The organism is Lactobacillus sp. N54.MGS-719 (assembly GCF_000980505.1).
GTDB lineage: Bacteria > Bacillota > Bacilli > Lactobacillales > Lactobacillaceae > Lactobacillus > Lactobacillus amylovorus.
On the sequence record NZ_LARO01000007.1, the window covers coordinates 47438 to 66163 of the forward strand.

Annotated in this window: 18 protein-coding genes; 17 read left to right on the plus strand and 1 reads right to left on the minus strand. The window is 39.3% G+C overall.

Annotation, left to right across the window (positions count from 1 at the left end; genetic code table 11):
- Positions 1–10: 10 nt before the first annotated feature.
- Positions 11–151 carry a 50S ribosomal protein L34 gene (gene rpmH, locus WS44_RS02445; protein WP_003549412.1) on the minus strand — a complete coding sequence of 47 codons (141 nt, stop codon included), beginning with the start codon at positions 149–151 and terminating at the stop codon, positions 11–13.
- Between the two features lie 478 nt (positions 152–629).
- On the opposite strand from rpmH, the gene dnaA reads away from it, so the two are divergent.
- The 17 genes from dnaA (at position 630) to WS44_RS02530 (ending at position 18607) form a co-directional block, all read left to right on the plus strand.
- Positions 630–1997: a chromosomal replication initiator protein DnaA gene (dnaA, locus tag WS44_RS02450; protein ID WP_013436841.1), complete on the plus strand. Its 1368-nt coding sequence runs from the start codon at positions 630–632 to the stop codon at positions 1995–1997.
- A gap of 176 nt (positions 1998–2173) precedes the next feature.
- Positions 2174–3304, plus strand: coding sequence for a DNA polymerase III subunit beta (gene dnaN, locus WS44_RS02455; RefSeq protein WP_046432901.1), 1131 nt, complete (start codon positions 2174–2176; stop codon positions 3302–3304).
- Between the two features lie 231 nt (positions 3305–3535).
- A complete protein-coding gene (gene yaaA / locus WS44_RS02460; protein WP_013436843.1) occupies positions 3536–3760 on the plus strand; it encodes a S4 domain-containing protein YaaA in 225 nt (74 codons plus the stop codon).
- Complete coding sequence (gene recF / locus WS44_RS02465) at positions 3760–4887, plus strand: DNA replication/repair protein RecF (protein ID WP_013436844.1); 1128 nt, start codon at positions 3760–3762, stop codon at positions 4885–4887. Before yaaA ends, recF begins: the two co-directional genes overlap by 1 nt.
- Positions 4888–6852 carry a DNA topoisomerase (ATP-hydrolyzing) subunit B gene (gene gyrB / locus WS44_RS02470; RefSeq protein WP_013436845.1) on the plus strand — a complete coding sequence of 655 codons (1965 nt, stop codon included), beginning with the start codon at positions 4888–4890 and terminating at the stop codon, positions 6850–6852. It begins immediately after the preceding gene.
- A 10-nt stretch (positions 6853–6862) separates the two neighbouring features.
- A complete protein-coding gene (gene gyrA, locus WS44_RS02475) occupies positions 6863–9328 on the plus strand; it encodes a DNA gyrase subunit A (protein ID WP_046432905.1) in 2466 nt (821 codons plus the stop codon).
- A gap of 218 nt (positions 9329–9546) precedes the next feature.
- Entirely contained in the window at positions 9547–9843 is a 297-nt protein-coding gene (gene rpsF, locus WS44_RS02480; RefSeq protein WP_005723612.1) for a 30S ribosomal protein S6, read from the plus strand.
- A gap of 45 nt (positions 9844–9888) precedes the next feature.
- Positions 9889–10410 carry a single-stranded DNA-binding protein gene (gene ssb, locus WS44_RS02485; protein WP_013436847.1) on the plus strand — a complete coding sequence of 174 codons (522 nt, stop codon included), beginning with the start codon at positions 9889–9891 and terminating at the stop codon, positions 10408–10410.
- 28 nt (positions 10411–10438) lie between these two features.
- Complete coding sequence (gene rpsR, locus WS44_RS02490) at positions 10439–10675, plus strand: 30S ribosomal protein S18 (protein ID WP_003549366.1); 237 nt, start codon at positions 10439–10441, stop codon at positions 10673–10675.
- Between the two features lie 168 nt (positions 10676–10843).
- Positions 10844–12865 carry a DHH family phosphoesterase gene (locus WS44_RS02495; protein ID WP_013436848.1) on the plus strand — a complete coding sequence of 674 codons (2022 nt, stop codon included), beginning with the start codon at positions 10844–10846 and terminating at the stop codon, positions 12863–12865.
- A 14-nt stretch (positions 12866–12879) separates the two neighbouring features.
- Positions 12880–13335 carry a 50S ribosomal protein L9 gene (gene rplI, locus WS44_RS02500; protein WP_013436849.1) on the plus strand — a complete coding sequence of 152 codons (456 nt, stop codon included), beginning with the start codon at positions 12880–12882 and terminating at the stop codon, positions 13333–13335.
- Positions 13336–13363: 28 nt separating this feature from the next.
- Positions 13364–14758: a replicative DNA helicase gene (gene dnaB, locus WS44_RS02505; protein WP_013436850.1), complete on the plus strand. Its 1395-nt coding sequence runs from the start codon at positions 13364–13366 to the stop codon at positions 14756–14758.
- A 225-nt stretch (positions 14759–14983) separates the two neighbouring features.
- On the plus strand, positions 14984–15931 hold the full coding sequence (locus tag WS44_RS02510; RefSeq protein WP_013436851.1) for a phosphate/phosphite/phosphonate ABC transporter substrate-binding protein: 948 nt from the start codon (positions 14984–14986) through the stop codon (positions 15929–15931).
- A 104-nt stretch (positions 15932–16035) separates the two neighbouring features.
- The gene (locus WS44_RS02515) at positions 16036–16965 is read left to right on the plus strand and encodes a DegV family protein (RefSeq protein WP_013436852.1); all 930 of its coding nucleotides are present in this window, start codon (positions 16036–16038) and stop codon (positions 16963–16965) included.
- Between the two features lie 117 nt (positions 16966–17082).
- Positions 17083–17961 carry an ROK family protein gene (locus WS44_RS02520; RefSeq protein ID WP_046432911.1) on the plus strand — a complete coding sequence of 293 codons (879 nt, stop codon included), beginning with the start codon at positions 17083–17085 and terminating at the stop codon, positions 17959–17961.
- A 154-nt stretch (positions 17962–18115) separates the two neighbouring features.
- Complete coding sequence (locus WS44_RS02525; RefSeq protein ID WP_013436854.1) at positions 18116–18298, plus strand: CsbD family protein; 183 nt, start codon at positions 18116–18118, stop codon at positions 18296–18298.
- A 48-nt stretch (positions 18299–18346) separates the two neighbouring features.
- Positions 18347–18607 (plus strand): GlsB/YeaQ/YmgE family stress response membrane protein, encoded by a 261-nt coding sequence (locus WS44_RS02530; protein ID WP_046432917.1) that lies wholly within the window; start codon positions 18347–18349, stop codon positions 18605–18607.
- Positions 18608–18726: the final 119 nt, after the last annotated feature.

The following is an 18726-nucleotide window of genomic DNA, read 5'->3' on the forward strand; positions in this document are numbered from 1 at the left end:
ATTCAGTGGTTTAAGCAGATAAGACTTTTCTACCTTTTGCACGGCGTCTTGCTAAAACCTTACGGCCATTTGATGTACTCATACGCTTCATAAAACCGTGAACACGTGAACGGTGACGCTTCTTAGGTTGGTAAGTTCTTTTAGTTGTCATTATAAACTGCACCTCCATAAATTCTTTGTGCCAACTGCACAATTTCTTACTAAGGATAGCACGAATAGCAATAAAAACCAAGTATTTCTTGAAAATAATGCTGCACTCTTTACCACACATTTTTCGATTTTTTGGCTATTTTTGTGTGGATAAAAAATATTTTTATTTTTCCACAAAGCAAAATTCACAAATTAATCCCTAGTTTTTTCCACAACTCACATCGTGTTAAAAACTTAATTCACACTATGTGGATAACGCATATAGATTTTGAATTAAAGTCTTGGTACAATAGCTTTTGCTATCCACACTATAACTGTGCATAAAGTAATCGCTCCGCCTCAGTCATGTCAAATTGTGCATATTAAATTCTAAAATATCCACAGGATGTTTATACTGTTAATATTTATTTCGCTTGTGGAAAACTTTTTATCAACATGCTAAAATAAATATGCTTTTTATCAACATGGAGGAATGCAAATTGTTCGACATTGAGAAATTTTGGCAACACTTTAACGACGAAATGCGCGCTCGTTTTAATGAAGTTGCCTATAATGCATGGTTTAAAAATACTAAACCTATTTCTTATGATAAAAAAACTCATGAACTACAAATTTTAGTTCAAAATCCTGTTGCAAAAGGTTACTGGGAGAAAAATCTTTCGTCACAATTAATCCAATCAGCATACGGCTATGCTGGTATCGAAATACTACCTGTATTTAAGATATCTGAAGACAGTGACACGCCTGAAAGAATCGTAACTCCTGAGCCACAACACGATATTCGAGTGCAGCCAAGAAATAGGGAACAACAAGAATTCACTAAAGATTTGAAGTTAAACGAAAAATATACGTTTGATAATTTCGTTCAAGGTGAAGGAAACAAATTAGCTGCCGGTGCCGCATTAGCTGTCGCAGACAGTCCTGGTAGTTTTTATAATCCTTTATTTATCTTCGGGGGAGTAGGTCTCGGAAAAACTCACTTGATGCAAGCAATTGGCCATCAAATGCTGCTTGAAAGACCCAACGCTAAAGTAGTTTATATACAGAGTGAGACCTTCGTCAACGACTTTATTAATTCAATAAAAAATAAAACACAGGACCAATTTCGCGAAAAATACAGAACCTGTGATTTATTACTAGTTGACGATATTCAATTCTTTGCTAAAAAAGAAGGAATTCAAGAAGAATTCTTCCATACTTTTGAAACCCTATATAATGATCAAAAGCAAATCGTGATGACCAGTGATCGTTTACCTACAGAAATTCCTGATCTGTCTGAACGTTTAGTTTCTCGATTTACATGGGGCTTACAAGTTGAAATTACTCCTCCAGATTTGGAAACCCGAATCGCAATTTTACGAAGAAAGGCTGAATCTGAAGGCTTAACTATTGATGACAACACTCTCGATTACATTGCTTCTCAAGTAGATACTAATATTAGAGAACTCGAAGGGGCTTTAGTTAAAGTTCAAGCATATGCTACTATCGAAAAGGCTGACATCGACGTTAACTTAGCTCGAGAAGCCTTAGTTGATCTGAAACTCGTACAAAAAAATCGTGGACTACAAATTTCGAAAATACAGGAAGTTGTCGCAAATTACTTCCAAACTTCGACAGCCGAATTGAAGGGTAAAAAGCGTGTACGGCAGATTGTGGTACCACGACAGATCGCGATGTATCTTTCTCGGGAATTAACTGATGCAAGTTTACCTAAGATAGGACAAGAATTTGGCGGAAAAGATCACACGACAGTTATGCACGCTTATGATAAAATCGATAAGCAAATGAAAACTGATGCTGACATCAAAACGGCTGTTTTCGATTTGAAACAAATGCTTGAGCATTAATCAAAGTTATCCACTGTGGACAACTTTGCGAGTTTTACACATCTTTTTTAACCGTTACAATTCCGTTATTTTCAGGCTTCTTATGAGTTTTCAACAGAATTCACAGGCCCTACTACTACTAATTAAATATATAATTAAATAAAAAAGAAAAGTCACTTTCGTTTAGGAGGATTAAAATGAAATTTACGATCAATCGCAACCTGTTTATCGAGAACTTAAACAATGTTATGCGTGCCATTTCATCAAGAGCTACTATTCCAATTCTTAGTGGGATCAAATTGGATTTAACAGAAGCTGAATTAACTTTAACAGGTAGCGATACAGATATTTCTATTGAAATCAAGATTCCTGTAAATGAGGACTTGAACGTAGAATCTACAGGATCAATTGTTTTGCCTGCTAGATTTTTCAGTGAAATTGTTAAAAAGTTGCCAGGTAAAGATTTCTCTTTTGAAGTAAAAGAAAGTTTCCAAACTCAAATCGTATCTGAAAGTAGTGAATTTACGATTAATGGTTTGGATGCCAATAATTATCCTCGTTTACCAGAAATTTCTGATGCTACATCATTTACTATTTCAGGTAAAACTTTCAGAGAAATTATCAATGAAACACAATTTGCTACTTCAAATGATCAAACAAGAGCAATTTTAACTGGTGTACGTTTCTTTTTTAATCCTGATAGCATTAAGGCGGTTGCCACTGATTCACACCGTCTTTCACAAAGAACTATTGCTTTAGAAAACGGACCTCAATCAGAAACTGATTTAATTATTCCAGGGAAGAGCTTACAAGAATTGGCAAGAATTATTGCCGAAGCAGACCCAGAAGTAAAAGTTTGCCCAGGGGACAATCAAGCGCTCTTTGTAATTGGCAATCTTTCATTCTACTCACGTTTGCTTGACGGTAATTACCCTGATACCGATCGTTTGATTCCGACCGAAAAGACTACCAGCATTGAATTTGATATTCCTGAATTATCTAGTGCGCTTGAACGTGCAAGTTTGTTAACGCACGCTGGCCGCAACAACGTTGTAACGTTAACTTTGGATGTGGGAAACCAAACTGCTAAGTTATCAGGTAAATCAGCTGAAATTGGTAACGTAGAAGAAGATGTTAGCTTCAGAAACTTGGAAGGTAATAATTTGGAAATTTCATTTAACCCAGATTACATGCGCGATGCCCTCAGAGCTTCTGTTACTGATTCAGTAATTATGAACTTTACTAAACCACTTCGTCCATTTGTCATCAATCCTGATAAAGAAGACGTTGACTTCGTTCAATTGATTACTCCGGTTAGAACTTATTAATCAATTACACAATATTAAGATTAAGCTTCTTAAAAAGCCACCGCAAAAGGTGGCTTTTATTTTTTTGTTTTTTGTTTAAAGCGTCAAAAATCGGTCTCTGTTACTTTTTCTTCGGCCTAGTATGATTAGTTTATTTTTTAAAAAAACGCTTATATCGCTTTAAATAGCGTTTTAGGTTTGTTATTTTTGTCGAAAACTAATATAATTATATAGGTATAAAGGGCATTGAAGGTGAGTATTATCAAGTATTTTACAATTACAGGCGAGTACATAACTTTGGGACAATTCCTGAAGGAGGAAAGCTTTATTTCATCCGGTGGACAAGCGAAGTTTTATCTGCAAGATAATCCCGTAACTTTAAATGGAGAACTCGAGCAGCGACGCGGCAAAAAAATCTTTGCTAACGATCGTTTGCTCGTAAATGGACAAGAGTACGAGTTTCGGCAGGAAGATTAATGTATCTTGATCATTTCACTGTGCAAAACTTTCGCAATTTGAAAAAGTTGGATGTGGACTTTGACCCTAACGTCAATATTTTTATTGGCAAGAATGCACAAGGCAAGACTAATTTGCTAGAGGCAATTTATTTTTTGGCATTAACACGTTCCCATAGAACGAATAATGATAAAGAATTAATTGGTTTTGATGGAGAATACGCAAATTTATTAGGTCATGTGCAAAAGAGTCAAGTTGATCTGACTTTGCGAGTGTTAATCACAAAAAAGGGTAAAAAAGTGTGGATAAACCGGGTTGAGCAAAGCAAGCTCTCCAAATATGTGGGGCAGCTGAATGCAATTTTATTTTCTCCAGAAGATTTGGAGTTGATAAAGGGTGCGCCAGCTTTGCGACGTCGATTCATGGATCAAGAATTTGGTCAAATTAATCCGGAATATCTATATTTTGCCAGCAAGTATCGCCAGGTACTGATGCAGAAGAATAATTATTTAAAGCAACTGTCTAAAGGCAAGGCGAAAGATCAGGTTTTTCTAGACGTTTTGTCAGATCAGTTAGCTGGTATCGCGGCAGAAGTAATTTCTCGCCGCTTTAAATTTCTAAGATATTTGAGTCATTACGCTAGTGATGCTTATGCACATATTAGCTTAGGCGGTGAAAAACTCGCAATTGCGTATCATCCATCTGTTTCAGATATTGAAGCAGACGATAATACCGAAACGATCTACCAAAAGATCCTAGCAAGTTTTGAACGCAATAAAGCAACCGAAATCCGCAAAGGAACTACTACATCTGGTCCGCATCGCGATGATATTGAGTTTAAGCTTGATGGTAAAAATGCTCATTTGTATGCTTCGCAAGGGCAGCAGCGCTCCATCGCTCTTAGCGTAAAACTAGCGGAAATTCAGTTGGTTCACCAGTTGACCGATGAATATCCGTTATTGCTGTTAGATGATGTCATGAGCGAATTGGATCATGGTCGTCAGAGTGCACTTCTTAATTACATTCATGGAAAGACCCAAACGTTTATTACCACAACTGACTTAGAGGGGATTTCTTGGGAAATAATCAAGAAGCCACGCGTGTACCACATTCAATCAGGCAAAATTAGTTTGGAGAAGGAGAATTAAATGGCTGATAAATCAAAAGAAAATCTTGATAAGGTCAAAAAATATGAAAAAGAGGCCGACAAGTATAATGCCAGTCAAATCCAAGTCTTAGGTGGTCTTGAGGCTGTCCGCAAGCGTCCTGGTATGTATATCGGTTCGACTAGTTCTCAAGGATTGCACCATTTAGTGTGGGAAATTATTGATAACAGTATTGACGAACGACTTGCTGGTTTTGCCACCAAGATCGAGGTTACTATCAACGAAGATGGCAGCGTTACTGTTCAAGATGATGGTCGTGGTATTCCTGTGGATATCCAAGAAAAAACTGGTCGTCCAGCACTTGAAACTGTCTTCACTGTTCTTCACGCCGGCGGTAAATTTGGCGGTGGCGGATATAAAGTTTCAGGTGGTTTGCACGGTGTAGGTGCTTCAGTTGTTAACGCCTTATCCACAAAGCTTGATGTTACTGTTATGCGTGATGGCAAGAAGTACTTCATTGACTTTGATCACGGTCGTGTAAAGGATGAGATGAAACAAATCGGTACGGTTCCACTTAGTGAACACGGTACTATCGTTCACTTTTACCCAGATCCTGATATCTTTACCGAAACTACCGTCTTTGACGACAAGATTTTAAAGAACAGAATTCGTGAATTAGCCTTTTTGAACAAGGGATTAACACTTACCTTTACTGATAAGCGTAAAGATAGTGCAGAAACCGATGTTTACAAGTTTGAAGGTGGTATCAAAGAATACGTTGCCTTTTTGAACAAGGACCAAGAAGTACTGTTTGATGATCCTATCTATGTGGAAAGCACTTATAACGGTATCGACGTTGAAGTAGCTTTGCAATATACAAATGGCTATAAGACAACGTTAATGACCTTCGCTAACAACATTCACACCTATGAAGGTGGGATGCACGAAGCTGGATTTAAGACCGCTTTAACGCGTGTGGTTAACGACTATGCCCACAAGGCTAAGATCTTAAAGGACAAAGACGATAATCTTTCTGGTGAAGATATTCGTGAAGGGATGACTGCAGTTGTTTCAGTTAAGCACCCTAATCCACAATTCGAAGGTCAGACTAAGACCAAGCTGGGTAACTCAGATGCTAGAACTGCTGTTGACAAGTCATTCTCTGAAACCTTTAGCCGCTTTTTAATGGAAAACCCATCAGTTGGGCGTAAGATTGTGGAAAAAGGTCAATTAGCAGAACGTGCTAGAACTGCTGCTAAGCGTGCGCGTGAAGTAACGCGTAAAAAGTCTGGTTTGGAAATTGCCAACTTGCCAGGTAAGCTGGCTGACAACACCAGTAATGATCCAAGCATTTCAGAATTGTTCATCGTCGAAGGTAACTCAGCCGGTGGTTCCGCAAAGCAAGGTAGATCTCGTTTGACTCAAGCTATTTTGCCAATCAGAGGTAAGATCTTGAATGTGGAAAAAGCTTCAATGGATCGAATTTTGGCTAACCAAGAAATTAGATCTTTATTCACAGCTTTAGGCACAGGCTTCGGCGCAGACTTCGATGTTTCAAAGGCACGTTATCACAAGTTGATTATCATGACTGATGCCGATGTCGATGGTGCCCACATTAGAACTCTTCTTTTAACACTGTTCTACAACTACATGCGTCCAATGATCGACAAGGGATATGTTTATATCGCTCGTCCACCTCTGTACCAAGTTCGTCAAGGCAAGGTTGTTAAATATCTTGATACTGACGAAGAATTGCACGACTACTTAGGCAGCTTGCAACCAAGTCCAAAGCCAGTAGTTCAACGTTACAAGGGGTTAGGTGAAATGGACCCAGAACAACTTTGGGAAACAACCATGAATCCTGAAAACAGACGATTAGATCGTGTAAGTCCTGAATATGCTAAAGATGCCGATGCGGTCTTTGAACTTTTGATGGGTAATGAAGTTGCACCTAGACGTAGCTTTATTGAAAAGAACGCCAAGTATGTAGAAAACCTAGATGCGTAGGAGGTTTTAAATGGACGAGAATCAAACTCAAGATCATAGAATTAGAAACGTTGATCTGACCAGCATGATGCGTAGCTCCTTCTTGGACTATGCGATGTCAGTTATTGTGGCACGTGCTTTACCTGATGTTCGTGATGGTTTAAAACCAGTACAGCGTCGTATTCTTTACGGAATGAGCGAATTGGGCGTAACACCTGACAAGCCATACAAGAAGAGTGCCAGAATTGTTGGTGAAGTTATGGGTAAGTTCCACCCACACGGTGACTCATCAATTTATTTGGCTATGGCCCACATGGCACAAGACTTCTCATACCGTTACATGTTGGTTGACGGACACGGAAACTTCGGTTCTGTCGACGGTGATGAACCAGCCGCAATGCGTTATACCGAAGCAAGAATGAGCAAGATCGCTGTGGAAATGCTTCGTGATATTAACAAGAACACGATCGACTGGCAAAGAAACTACGATGATACCGAAAATGAACCAGTAGTTTTGCCAGCTAGAATTCCTAACTTGCTTGTCAACGGTGCTAACGGTATTGCCGTTGGTATGACCACTAACATTCCACCTCATAACTTGGGTGAAGTTATTAGTGGTTTGCACATGTTGATGAAAAATCCTGACGCTACTACCAAGGATTTGATGAAAGTTATTCCAGGTCCGGACTTCCCAACAGGCGGAATTATCATGGGCCGTGGCGGTATTTACCGTGCTTATGAAACTGGTAAGGGCAACATCGTTGTTCGTGCCAAAACGAATATCGAAACCGAAAAGAGTGGCCGTGAAAGAATTATAGTCAGCGAAATTCCATTCATGGTTAACAAGGCTGAATTAGTTAAAAAGATTGCTGACTTGGCTCGTGAAAAGATCATCGATGGAATTACCGGTGTTCGTGATGAATCCGACCAGACTGGTATGCGGATCACAATTGATATCCGTAGGGATGCAAGTGCGAGCGTTGTTTTAAACAACTTGTTCAAGCAAACTCAAATGCAGGCCAACTTCGGGATGAATATGGTTGCCATTGTTGATGGTGCACCACATTACCTCACCTTGAAGCAAATGCTCCAATACTACTTGGATCACCAAGAAGATGTTGTAACTCGCAGAACTAAGTTCGAATTAGCTAAGGCTGAAGCAAGAGCACACATTCTCGAAGGTTTGAGAATTGCCTTGGACAACATCGATGAAATTGTCCACATCATCCGTAGCAGTCATTCAAGCGATATCGCTAAGGCAACTTTGATCAGTCGTTTTGGCCTTGATGATAAACAATCACAAGCCATTTTAGACATGCGTTTAGTTCGTTTGACCGGATTGGAACGTGACAAGGTTGAAGCTGAATACAAAGATTTACAAGCTAAGATTGCAGACTACAAGGATATTCTTGCTAAGCCAGAAAGAATCGACCAAATCATTTACGATGAATTGCTCGATATCCAAAAGCGTTTTGGTGATAAGCGTAGAACCGAAATTGGTGCCAGTGAAGTTGTTTCAATCGAAGACGAAGATTTGATTGAAAAGCAAAACATTCTTTTGACTGTAACGCATAACGGCTACATCAAGAGAATGCCTATCCAAGAATTTAAGACCCAAAACCGTGGTGGTAAGGGTATTAAAGGTATGGGTGTTCAAGACGGCGACTTTATTGAACACTTGATTTACTCAAGTACGCATGACATGCTTTTGTTCTTTACCAATGCAGGTAAGGTTTACTCAAAGAAGGCCTACGAAATTCCTGAATATGGTCGAATGGCTAAAGGTTTGCCAGTAGTTAACTTGCTCCAATTAGAGAAGGGCGAAAAGGTTCAAACAGTTATCAACATTCCTGAAAATGCGGATGATAACTACTTGTTCTTTATCACCAAGATGGGAACAGTTAAGCGTACCCACGTTAGCGAATTTTCTAACATTAGAAACAGTGGTTTGATTGCCCTTACTCTCCGCGATGGGGATGAATTGAGCAACGTTTTGACCACTGATGGCAACCAAAACATTTTGATCGGTACTCACTTGGGTTATGCCGTTACCTTCAAGGAAAGCGACGTTCGTGCCATGGGTAGAACCGCTGCCGGTGTTCGTGGTATCAACTTGCGTGAAAACGACTACGTTGTCGGCTCAGGCGTTTTAGGCAAGGACGATCAGGTCTTAGTCATTTCAGAAAAGGGTTACGGTAAACGTACTCCTGCCGCTGAATACCCAGTTAAGGGTCGTGGTGGTAAAGGTATTAAAACTGCCAACATCACTGAAAAGAATGGTCCTCTTGCCGGTGTAATCGTTGTGGACAAAGGCAAGGACATCATGGTAATTACTACGAACGGAATTATGATTCGTTTCAAGACCAAGGACGTTTCTCAAACTGGACGTAGCACAATGGGTGTTCGTTTGATTAAGGTTAACGATGACAGCAAGGTTGCAAGTTTGACCATTGTTCCAACTGAAGCTGAACAAAATCAAACCGATGACGATGAATAAATAATTAAAAAAACAAAAAATTTCAACTTTTAAAAAAATTATCAAACTTTTTTGCGTAATAAATAGTGAGCAGTAAAAAAACTGCCAGGATCACGTGAAAAACTGTTTGGTAATTTTTTGTTTATATGCTAGAATTAGAAATTGCGAGTAATATTCCAATTACTCCTTGTTCTTGATTTTAGCAAGAACCATATAGTCCAAAAGGAGGTGCAATAGTCATGGCAACTACAAAGTACGAAGTAACTTACATCATCAAGCCAGATGTTGACGAAGACAACAAGAAGGCTCTCGTAGAAAACTACGACAAGGTTATCGCTGATAACGGTGGTACTATGGTAGAATCCAAAGACTGGGGCAAGCGTCGTTTCGCATATGAAATTGATAAGTATCGTGAAGGTACTTACCACATTATGACTTTCACTGCTGACAACGCTGACGCAGTTAACGAATTTAGCCGTTTGTCAAAGATTGACAACGCTATCTTACGTTCAATGACCGTTAAGTTAGACAAATAATTTTAATTTATTATCGATGTGATTTAGGAAAGGAAGGACATAAGTATGATTAATAGAGTTGTACTTGTTGGCCGTTTAACACGTGATCCTGAATTGCGTACTACTGGGAGCGGAATCTCGGTTGCTACGTTTACTCTTGCTGTTGACCGTCAATTTACAAATAGTCAAGGTGAGAGAGGCGCAGACTTCATTAGCTGTGTAATCTGGAGAAAGTCAGCAGAAAACTTCTGCAACTTTACCTCTAAAGGTTCATTAGTTGGTGTAGATGGCCGAATTCAAACCAGAAGTTATGATAATAAAGACGGGCAAAGAGTATATGTAACTGAAGTTGTTGTTGATAACTTCGCATTACTCGAATCACGCAAGGATCGTGAAGCCCGCGGTCAAAATGGTGGTTATACACCAAATAATGGAAATAATAGTACACCAAGTACTAACAATTTCCAAAATAATGGCGGATCACAAAACAATAATCCACAGAATAATAACAATCAAAATAATGCACAAGATCCATTCGCTGGATCAGGTGATACGATTGATATTTCTGATGATGATCTTCCATTCTAAAAATAAATTTAAGAAAGGATTCTAGAACATGGCTCAACAAAGAAGAGGTGGCCGTCGTCGTCGTAAGGTTGACTACATTGCAGCTAACCACATCGATTACGTTGACTACAAAGATGTCGATCTGTTGAAACGTTTTATCTCAGAAAGAGGTAAGATTTTACCACGTCGTGTTACTGGCACTAGTGCTAAGAACCAACGTAAAGTAGCTAATGCAATTAAGAGAGCTCGTATCATGGGCTTATTGCCATTCGTTGCTGAAGACTAATTTAGATCGAATAAAAACCAGAGGTTAGGAGATATTCTCCTAGCCTTTTTTCATATCAAATCTGAGTGAATACTTGGATTTGATTTTTTAGTTTCAACCTTTTCAATACAGGTACTTAATAAGGTATAATTGACACTGATATAGTTTACTCTTATAGGAAGGATCTTCATGAAAGATTTTTTACATAAGCTTGAATTGCCTGAGTTTATTAAGGATTCAAGATTAACAGCTTCCATGATAATCATTTTGTCGCTTTCCTTACTGGGAAGCGTAATTGCAATGATTATGAATCCGTTATTCGGGTTGGCAATGGTATTGATTTTTATCCTTACCGTTGCTTTTGCAATTTATGGAACCTATATTTTGGCAGGCAATGCGAATAACTTCGCAGTCAACTTGTCTTACCGCATAAAGCGTAGTGAGCAAGAAGCAATGATCAAGATGCCTTTGGGTATTTTGCTGTATGATTCTGATCACCAAATTCAATGGGTCAATCCATACTTGCAATTGTATTTGAAGGATACGGATTTGGTAGGACATACTATTGAGGCTGTTGATCCGGACTTAAATAAGCTGCTTAATGAAGCAATTGAAGCTAAAACCTCAGAGAATCATATCGTCGATTGGGATGGACATCGCTTTGAGATGGTGGTTCAAGATAACTTGGGCGTAATTTATCTATTGGATATTACGCGCTATGCAAAAATTGAAGATAAGTATAAGGCTGAGCGTCTAGCTATTGGTCAAATCTTCATCGATAACTACGATGAATTGAGCGAAACCATGCATGATCAGGAATTGACCAGCATGAGTTCCTATGTGCAAAACACATTGAGCAATTATGCTAAGAAGTTTAAGGCCTATTTAAAGCGGATTGATGAAGATCATTTCCTGTTGCTGGTTCATATGCAGGATTTGGCAGAAATGGAAAAGGACAAGTTCTCCGTTTTGGATAAGGTGCGCCAAGAAACTAGCCGTAACAATACTCCATTGACCTTATCGATGGGGATTGCCTTTGGCAGTGATTCATTATCCGAAATTGCTAACCAGGCTCAATCCAACCTAGACTTAGCACTGGGCCGAGGCGGGGATCAGGTTGTTTTGCGTCAGCCAGGTAAGGATGCCCGTTTCTACGGTGGTAAATCCAACCCAATGGAGAAACGTACTCGTGTTAGAGCGAGAATGGTTTCTCAAGCAATTAGTGAATTGTTCAAAGATGCAGATCGTGTCTTCGTAGTAGGACATCAACGTCCTGACATGGACTCTGTCGGTAGTGGTATTGGTGTAGTAAAATTGGCTCGTCTTCACGGCGTTAAAGCCAATTTCGTCCTTGATACCAATAAGACCAATTATGACGTTGGTCGTTTGGTTACTCGGATGCAACAAAAGAATCAGGATAAAGATATCTTTATCAGTCCTGAAGAGGCTTTGTCCGAGGTTACCGACAAGTCAATGTTGGTAATGGTGGACCATTCTAAGTATTCAATTACTTATTCACAACCGTTATATGACCGGTTGAAAAACAGAATTATCGTAATTGACCACCACAGACGTGGCGAGGAATTCCCAGAGAATCCAATGCTTACATATGTTGAACCATATGCATCGTCTGCCTGTGAATTGGTTACCGAAATGATTGAATATCAACAGCCAGCTAATGGTAAGCGAGTATTGACTGACCTTGAAGCAACAGCCATGCTTGCTGGTATCGTTGTTGACTCAAAGGAATTCTCACTTAGAACTGGTACGAGAACCTTCGATGCCGCAAGTTACTTGCGTTCAATCGGTGCCGATTCAGCCGTAGTAAGCATGTTGTTAAAAGAAGACATTGATAGCTTCCTTGAACGAACTCACTTGGTCGCAACGCTCAAGATGGTTAAGCCACATATGGCCGTACTTTGTGGTCCTGATGATAAGATTATTGATCCGATCATCACCGCTCAAGCGGCCGATACTGCGCTTGATTTGGAAAATGTAGGTGCAAGCTTTGCCATTACTAGACGTAGCTCAGATACGATTGGTATTTCTGCTCGTTCAATGGGCAAGATCAATGTTCAAATTATTATGGAAAAACTCGGCGGTGGTGGACACCTTTCAAATGCGGCAACTCAGATCAAGGGTGTTACTATTGAAGAGGCAAAACAAAAATTGCTTAAAGCAATTGATGAATATGAAGAAGAAAATGATTAAAGGGGGACCCGAGAATGAAAGTTATTTTTACACAAGACGTTAGAGGTCGAGGCAAGCGTGGACAAGTTAAGGAAGTTCCAGATGGCTATGCACAAAACTATTTAATCAAGCGTGGTCTTGCCAAGGCAGCTACTAAGGGTAACATGAACACTTTGAAGCGTGTTGAAGCTAACGAAAAGGCTGCTTATGAAGCAGAAAAGGCTGAAGCCGAAAAGATTAAGGCAGAACTTGAAAAAGACAGCACTATTGTTAACTTCAAGTCAAAGGCTGGTAACGATTCTCGTTTGTTCGGTTCAATCTCAAGCAAGAAGATTGTTGAAGGCCTTGAAAAGCAATACGGTATCAAGATTGACAAGCGTAAGTTGAACCTTCCAGAACCAATCAAGACTTTGGGTTACACTAACGTTCACGTTAAGTTATTCAAGGGCGTTGAAGGAACTATTCGCGTTCACGTTACTGAACAAGACTAATTATTTTTATAAAAAGTGGTTGTGATTGATGGATAATATTGTTTCTCAACAAATTCCGCATGACTCCGACGCTGAAAAAGCCGTTCTAGGTGCGATTTTCATTGATCCAGAAGCGATTGCGGATGCTAGTGCGGTCGTTCAGCCTGAAGATTTTTATGAACGCGCAAATCAGATTATTTTCCAGGCAATGCTGGACTTGTCTGATCGTGGGGATGCAATTGATCCACTGACTCTTCAGGATGAGCTGAATAAACGTAATCAGCTTGATGATATAGGTGGCATTGGCTATGTTTCAGAATTAGCAATGTCCACGCCAACTGCGGCACACGTTAACTTTTATGCACAAATTGTGCACAGAAAGGCCTTGCTCAGAAGACTGATTTCAGCCAGTCAAAATATTATTACTAATGCCATCAATGGTTCAGACGATGTAACGGATATTCTTGATGACGCGGAAAGCGAGATCATGAATGTCTCGTCTGAGAACAACACCGGTGGCTTTAGATCAATTAAGGAAGTTGTTAACTCAACGATTAATGATATTAACAACTTGCCTGAAGATAATAATATGGTTACGGGTTTGCCAACCGGTTTCTATGAGCTGGATAAAATGACTACTGGTTTTCACGATGACGAATTGATCATTATTGCCGCTCGTCCTGGTGTTGGTAAAACTTCTTTTGCATTAAATGTGGCCCAATATGTCGGTTTACACACTGATAAATCTGTGGCGATGTTCTCACTAGAAATGAGTGGTGAACAGCTTGTACAAAGAATGTTAGCTTCTGAAGGGCTGATTGATTCACAGCATCTTAGAACTGGTCAATTAGATCAGGAAGAATGGCACAATTTGGTTATGGCGGCTGGATCACTAGCTGGCACCGACATTTTCATTGACGATACGCCAGGTATCAAAATGAGTGAAATTCGTGCCAAGTCACGGCGACTGGCTAAAGAAAAGGGCAATTTAGGTTTAGTTGTTGTCGACTACTTGCAGCTGATTGAAGGTCCACGTAGTGAATCACGGCAACAAGAAGTTTCCGCAATTTCTAGACAACTTAAGAAGCTTGCTAAGGAGCTTCACGTGCCTGTCATTGCCCTTTCACAGTTGTCACGGTCAGTTGAGCAGCGTCAAGATAAACGGCCTGTATTGTCCGATATTCGTGAATCTGGGTCAATTGAACAGGATGCCGATATTGTTTCGTTCCTTTATCGTGACGACTACTATCGTGATGAACCCGAAGATGGTGAAAATAGCGGTAGCAGTAGTGAAGTCGGAGCAGAAGACGATAACGGTGAAGTTGAAGTAATTATTGAAAAGAACCGTTCAGGTAGTCGTGGGACTGTTAAATTAATGTTCTCGAAGCCATATAACCGCTTCTCGAACCTTGATTATGCTCATGATGATCCTGATGGCAATTAAGCACATGTTAAAAGCATGTGCTTTTTTATTTATTAAGAGTATTCAAAATCCGAATATTAAGTGACGAATGTTGATATCACAGGAAATATAAAATAAATATCAGAACAATAATCATAAATATAAATAATATAATTCGCATTTTATATTGAAATCTAGCATTTATTCTGTTATACCTATTTATGTGATGAAACCTATTAATTAATTTTTTGGAGGAATTTCAGGTTTATGAAGTTTAAAAAAGTATTAGTTGGAGCTTTAGCAGTTTTAGCTACTGTTTCACTTGCGGCATGTTCGAACAATCAAAAGAGTAGTTCATCTTCATCAAATGAACCAAAAGAATTGAATGTCGAATTCGTACCAAGTACTCAAGCTAACAAGATGGAAGCTAAGGCCAAGCCACTTGGAACGCTTTTACAAAAGCAATTGCATATTCCAGTTCACGTAACAGTTTCTACAGACTACAGTGGTTTGGTTGAAGCTATGTCATCTAAGAAAGTTGACGTTGGTTTCATGCCACCATATTCTTACATCCTTGCTCATAAACGCGGAATTGCGGACGTACTTTTACAAGCTGAACGTTACGGCTATGATGAACCATCTGGTAAGATGAATCACACTTTAATGCACAAATACCGCGGTATGATCGTGGTTAAGAAGGGTTCTAAAATCAAGTCATGGAAGGACCTTAAAGGTAAAAAGATTGCTATCGGTGATCCAAGTTCTTCATCCGGTTACGTTTACCCAGTTGCAGAACTTTACAAGAAGGGCTTAAATGTTACTAAGGAATGTAAGCTTGTTAACATCAAAGGTGATGATCAAGAAGTTCTTTCAGTATTGAACGGTGACGTTGATGCTGCATTCGTCTTCTCAGATGCACGTAACATCGCAGCTCAAGACGATAAGAAGGCAATGACTGACGTTGTGCCAATCTACTTCACTAAGTGGATTCCTAACGACACCATCGCAGTTAGAAAAGACATGCCTAAGAAGTTTAGAGCTAAACTTTCTAAGGCATTCAAGAACATTGCTAAGTCTAAGAAGGGTAAGCAAATCATTGAAAGTATTTACAACCATTATGGCTATGTAAGTGCCAAAGACTCAGACTTCGATGGCTTGCGTCAATACCAAAAGATTGTTAACAAAGCTACTGGCGGCAGTAGTAATAATAACTAAAGTTGATTATTAAAAAGACCTGCTTTTTTAAAAGCAGGTTATTTTTTTGCTAAAAGCTATCTGAAATCGGTTAAAATATAAGTAACAATCAAAGGAGAAAGATTATGAAAATTGCTGTTTTAACCGATAGCTCAGCTTACTTAACTAAAGAGCAACAAGAAAAGTATCATATCGATGTTTTGCCAATTCCAATTATGTGGGGCGATAAGACTTACCGCGATATGATCGATATTGGCTATGAAGAATTTTATAAAAAATTGGCTGATGAAAGTGAATTGCCTTCAACTTCACAGCCTTCCCCAGGTGACTTGCAAAAAAGAATAGATGAATATGTAGAGCAAGGCTACACTGATGTGATTGTAATTACCTTGTCTAGTGGTATTTCTGGTTATTATTCAACTGTTGAAAGTATTGCGAATAGCGAAACTAGAATCAAGATTCATCCATTCGATAGCAAAATCACCTGTGCTGGTGAGGCCGATTATGCTATGCTGGCGGGCCGCCTAGTCGAGGCTGGAGCCGACGTTGATTTAATTATGCATGATTTATCTGATTTGCAAAAAACGATGGATGTGCGCTTTATGGTGGACAATTTGAGCCACTTGAAGAGAACAGGTCGACTTTCTAACGCTGCCAGTTTTGTGGGAACATTGTTCAAAATTAAGCCAATTCTTTCAATGGATGTGCAAGATGAAGGTAAGATCTCTGCAATTGCTAAGGAAAGACAAACTAAACGTGCATATAAGCATGTGCAAAATGATTTTGACAATCTAACTAAGAACATGCCATACAATATTCAATGCACAATTTTTGATTCACTTGATCCTGATAAGAAAGAAGAATGGATTGAAGATTATCGTGCTAAGTTCCCTAGATATAAGTTCGATGAAAGTATTATTGGGCCGGTAGTTGGTGTCCATGTAGGACAGGGAACAATGGCAATGATTTGGTGTCGTGATCTTGATGACTACTTTGATAAAAATGGTAAGCCAATTGAAGAAATCAATTCTGAAGAAGTTGTAGATAAAGCGTAAGTAAATAAAATTAATTACATACATATGAAAGCCTTTACATATAAAGGCTTTTTTCTTTATAATATTATCAGCACAAAACTATTCGGAGATAAAAACATACAAGAAAAGGATGAGAAAATGGCAGAAAAGAAATATGTCGGCAGTATCGAAGCCGGTGGTACAAAATTTATCGTAGCAGTTCAAGACGTTGAAACAGGCAAGGAAGTTGCTCGCGACAGAATTCCTACTACAACTAATAAAGAAACTTTACAAAAGACAGTTGATTTCTTTAAGAAGCACTCAGTTGATGCATTGGGTATCGGTACTTTTGGTCCAATCGACATCAACCCTAAGTCACGCACTTATGGTTACATTTTGGACACTCCTAAGCCAGGCTGGTCAGGCACTAACGTTAAGGGCTTCTTTGAAAAAGAACTTGGCATTCCAGTTGCAATGACGACTGACGTTAACGCATCTTGTTACGGTGAGTACGTTGCCCGTGGTCGCGATGATTCAAAGAGTTACTTCTACGCAACTGTTGGTACTGGTGTTGGTGCAGGTATTGTTCAAGCAGGTAAGCTTCTTGGTTTGAACAACCACCCAGAAATGGGTCACATGCTCGTTCGTCGTTATCCTGGTGATGACTACAAGGGTCACTGTCCATTCCACAACGACGCTTGTGTTGAAGGTATGGCAGCTGGTCCAAGTCTTGAAGGCAGAACCGGTATCCCCGGTGAAAAGCTTTCACGTGATAACAAGGTCTTCACATATTCTGCATACTACATCGCACAAATGCTCTTCAATGTTTACATGACTGCCCGTCCAGATGTAATGGTTGTTGGTGGTTCTGTATTAAATGAAGATGACCTTGTTAAGGTTAGAAAGTTCTTCAATGAATTTAACAACAACTATGTCGCAACTCCAGATTTGGATAAGTTGATTGTTCGTCCAGCTGTTGCTGACAACGGTTCCGCAACTCTTGGCGACTTTGAATTGGCAAAGAATTTACTCAAATAAAAACACACAATTTACTTGAATAAGCAATAAAAAGGCTCAGCATGTTAAGAAAGACGTAAGCTGGGTCTTTTTTGACGTAATTAGGGATAAATCAGCGTAGTATTAACTATAGAACGTATCACGTTATTAACGAAAGGAGCCGCTTATGAATAATATGGATAGTGGCTTAAAAGACAAAATAATTGGCAAGGCTAAAGAAGTTGAAGGTAAATTAACCGGAGACAAGTCGCGTGAAGTAGAAGGCAAGGCGCAAAAGACAAAAGGTAAAGTAAAGGCTAAGGCCAAACAGGTAAAAGATGATATAGAGGCAGACCACCAAATCGATGAAGACTGCTAATAGGATTATCCTTGAAGAAATTAATTTAGTTAGAAACATGGTGATCCTATGATATATTGGATTTTGGTTTTAATCGTCGGAGCTATAATAGGACTGCTTGCCGGTGTCATAACCGGTAGGGGTGGTTCAATGGGCTTTCTTGCAAATATCTTAGCAGGACTTGTTGGCTCAACGCTAGGTCAAGCACTCTTTGGCGCCTGGGGACCGCAAATGGCGGGGATGGCAATAGTGCCATCGGTATTAGGGGCAGTTATCTTGGTATTAGTAGTCTCATTTATTTTGGGATTCTTCAATCGAAAAAATGCATAAGAAATAATAAAAAGTATGCTTTTTCTACTCTAAGTCAAGTGTTATCAACGATTTTAAGCAATTTTATTTTGAAATACAGGCCTAATCGGGAAATGGCTCCCGGAGAATCGAGTTAAATA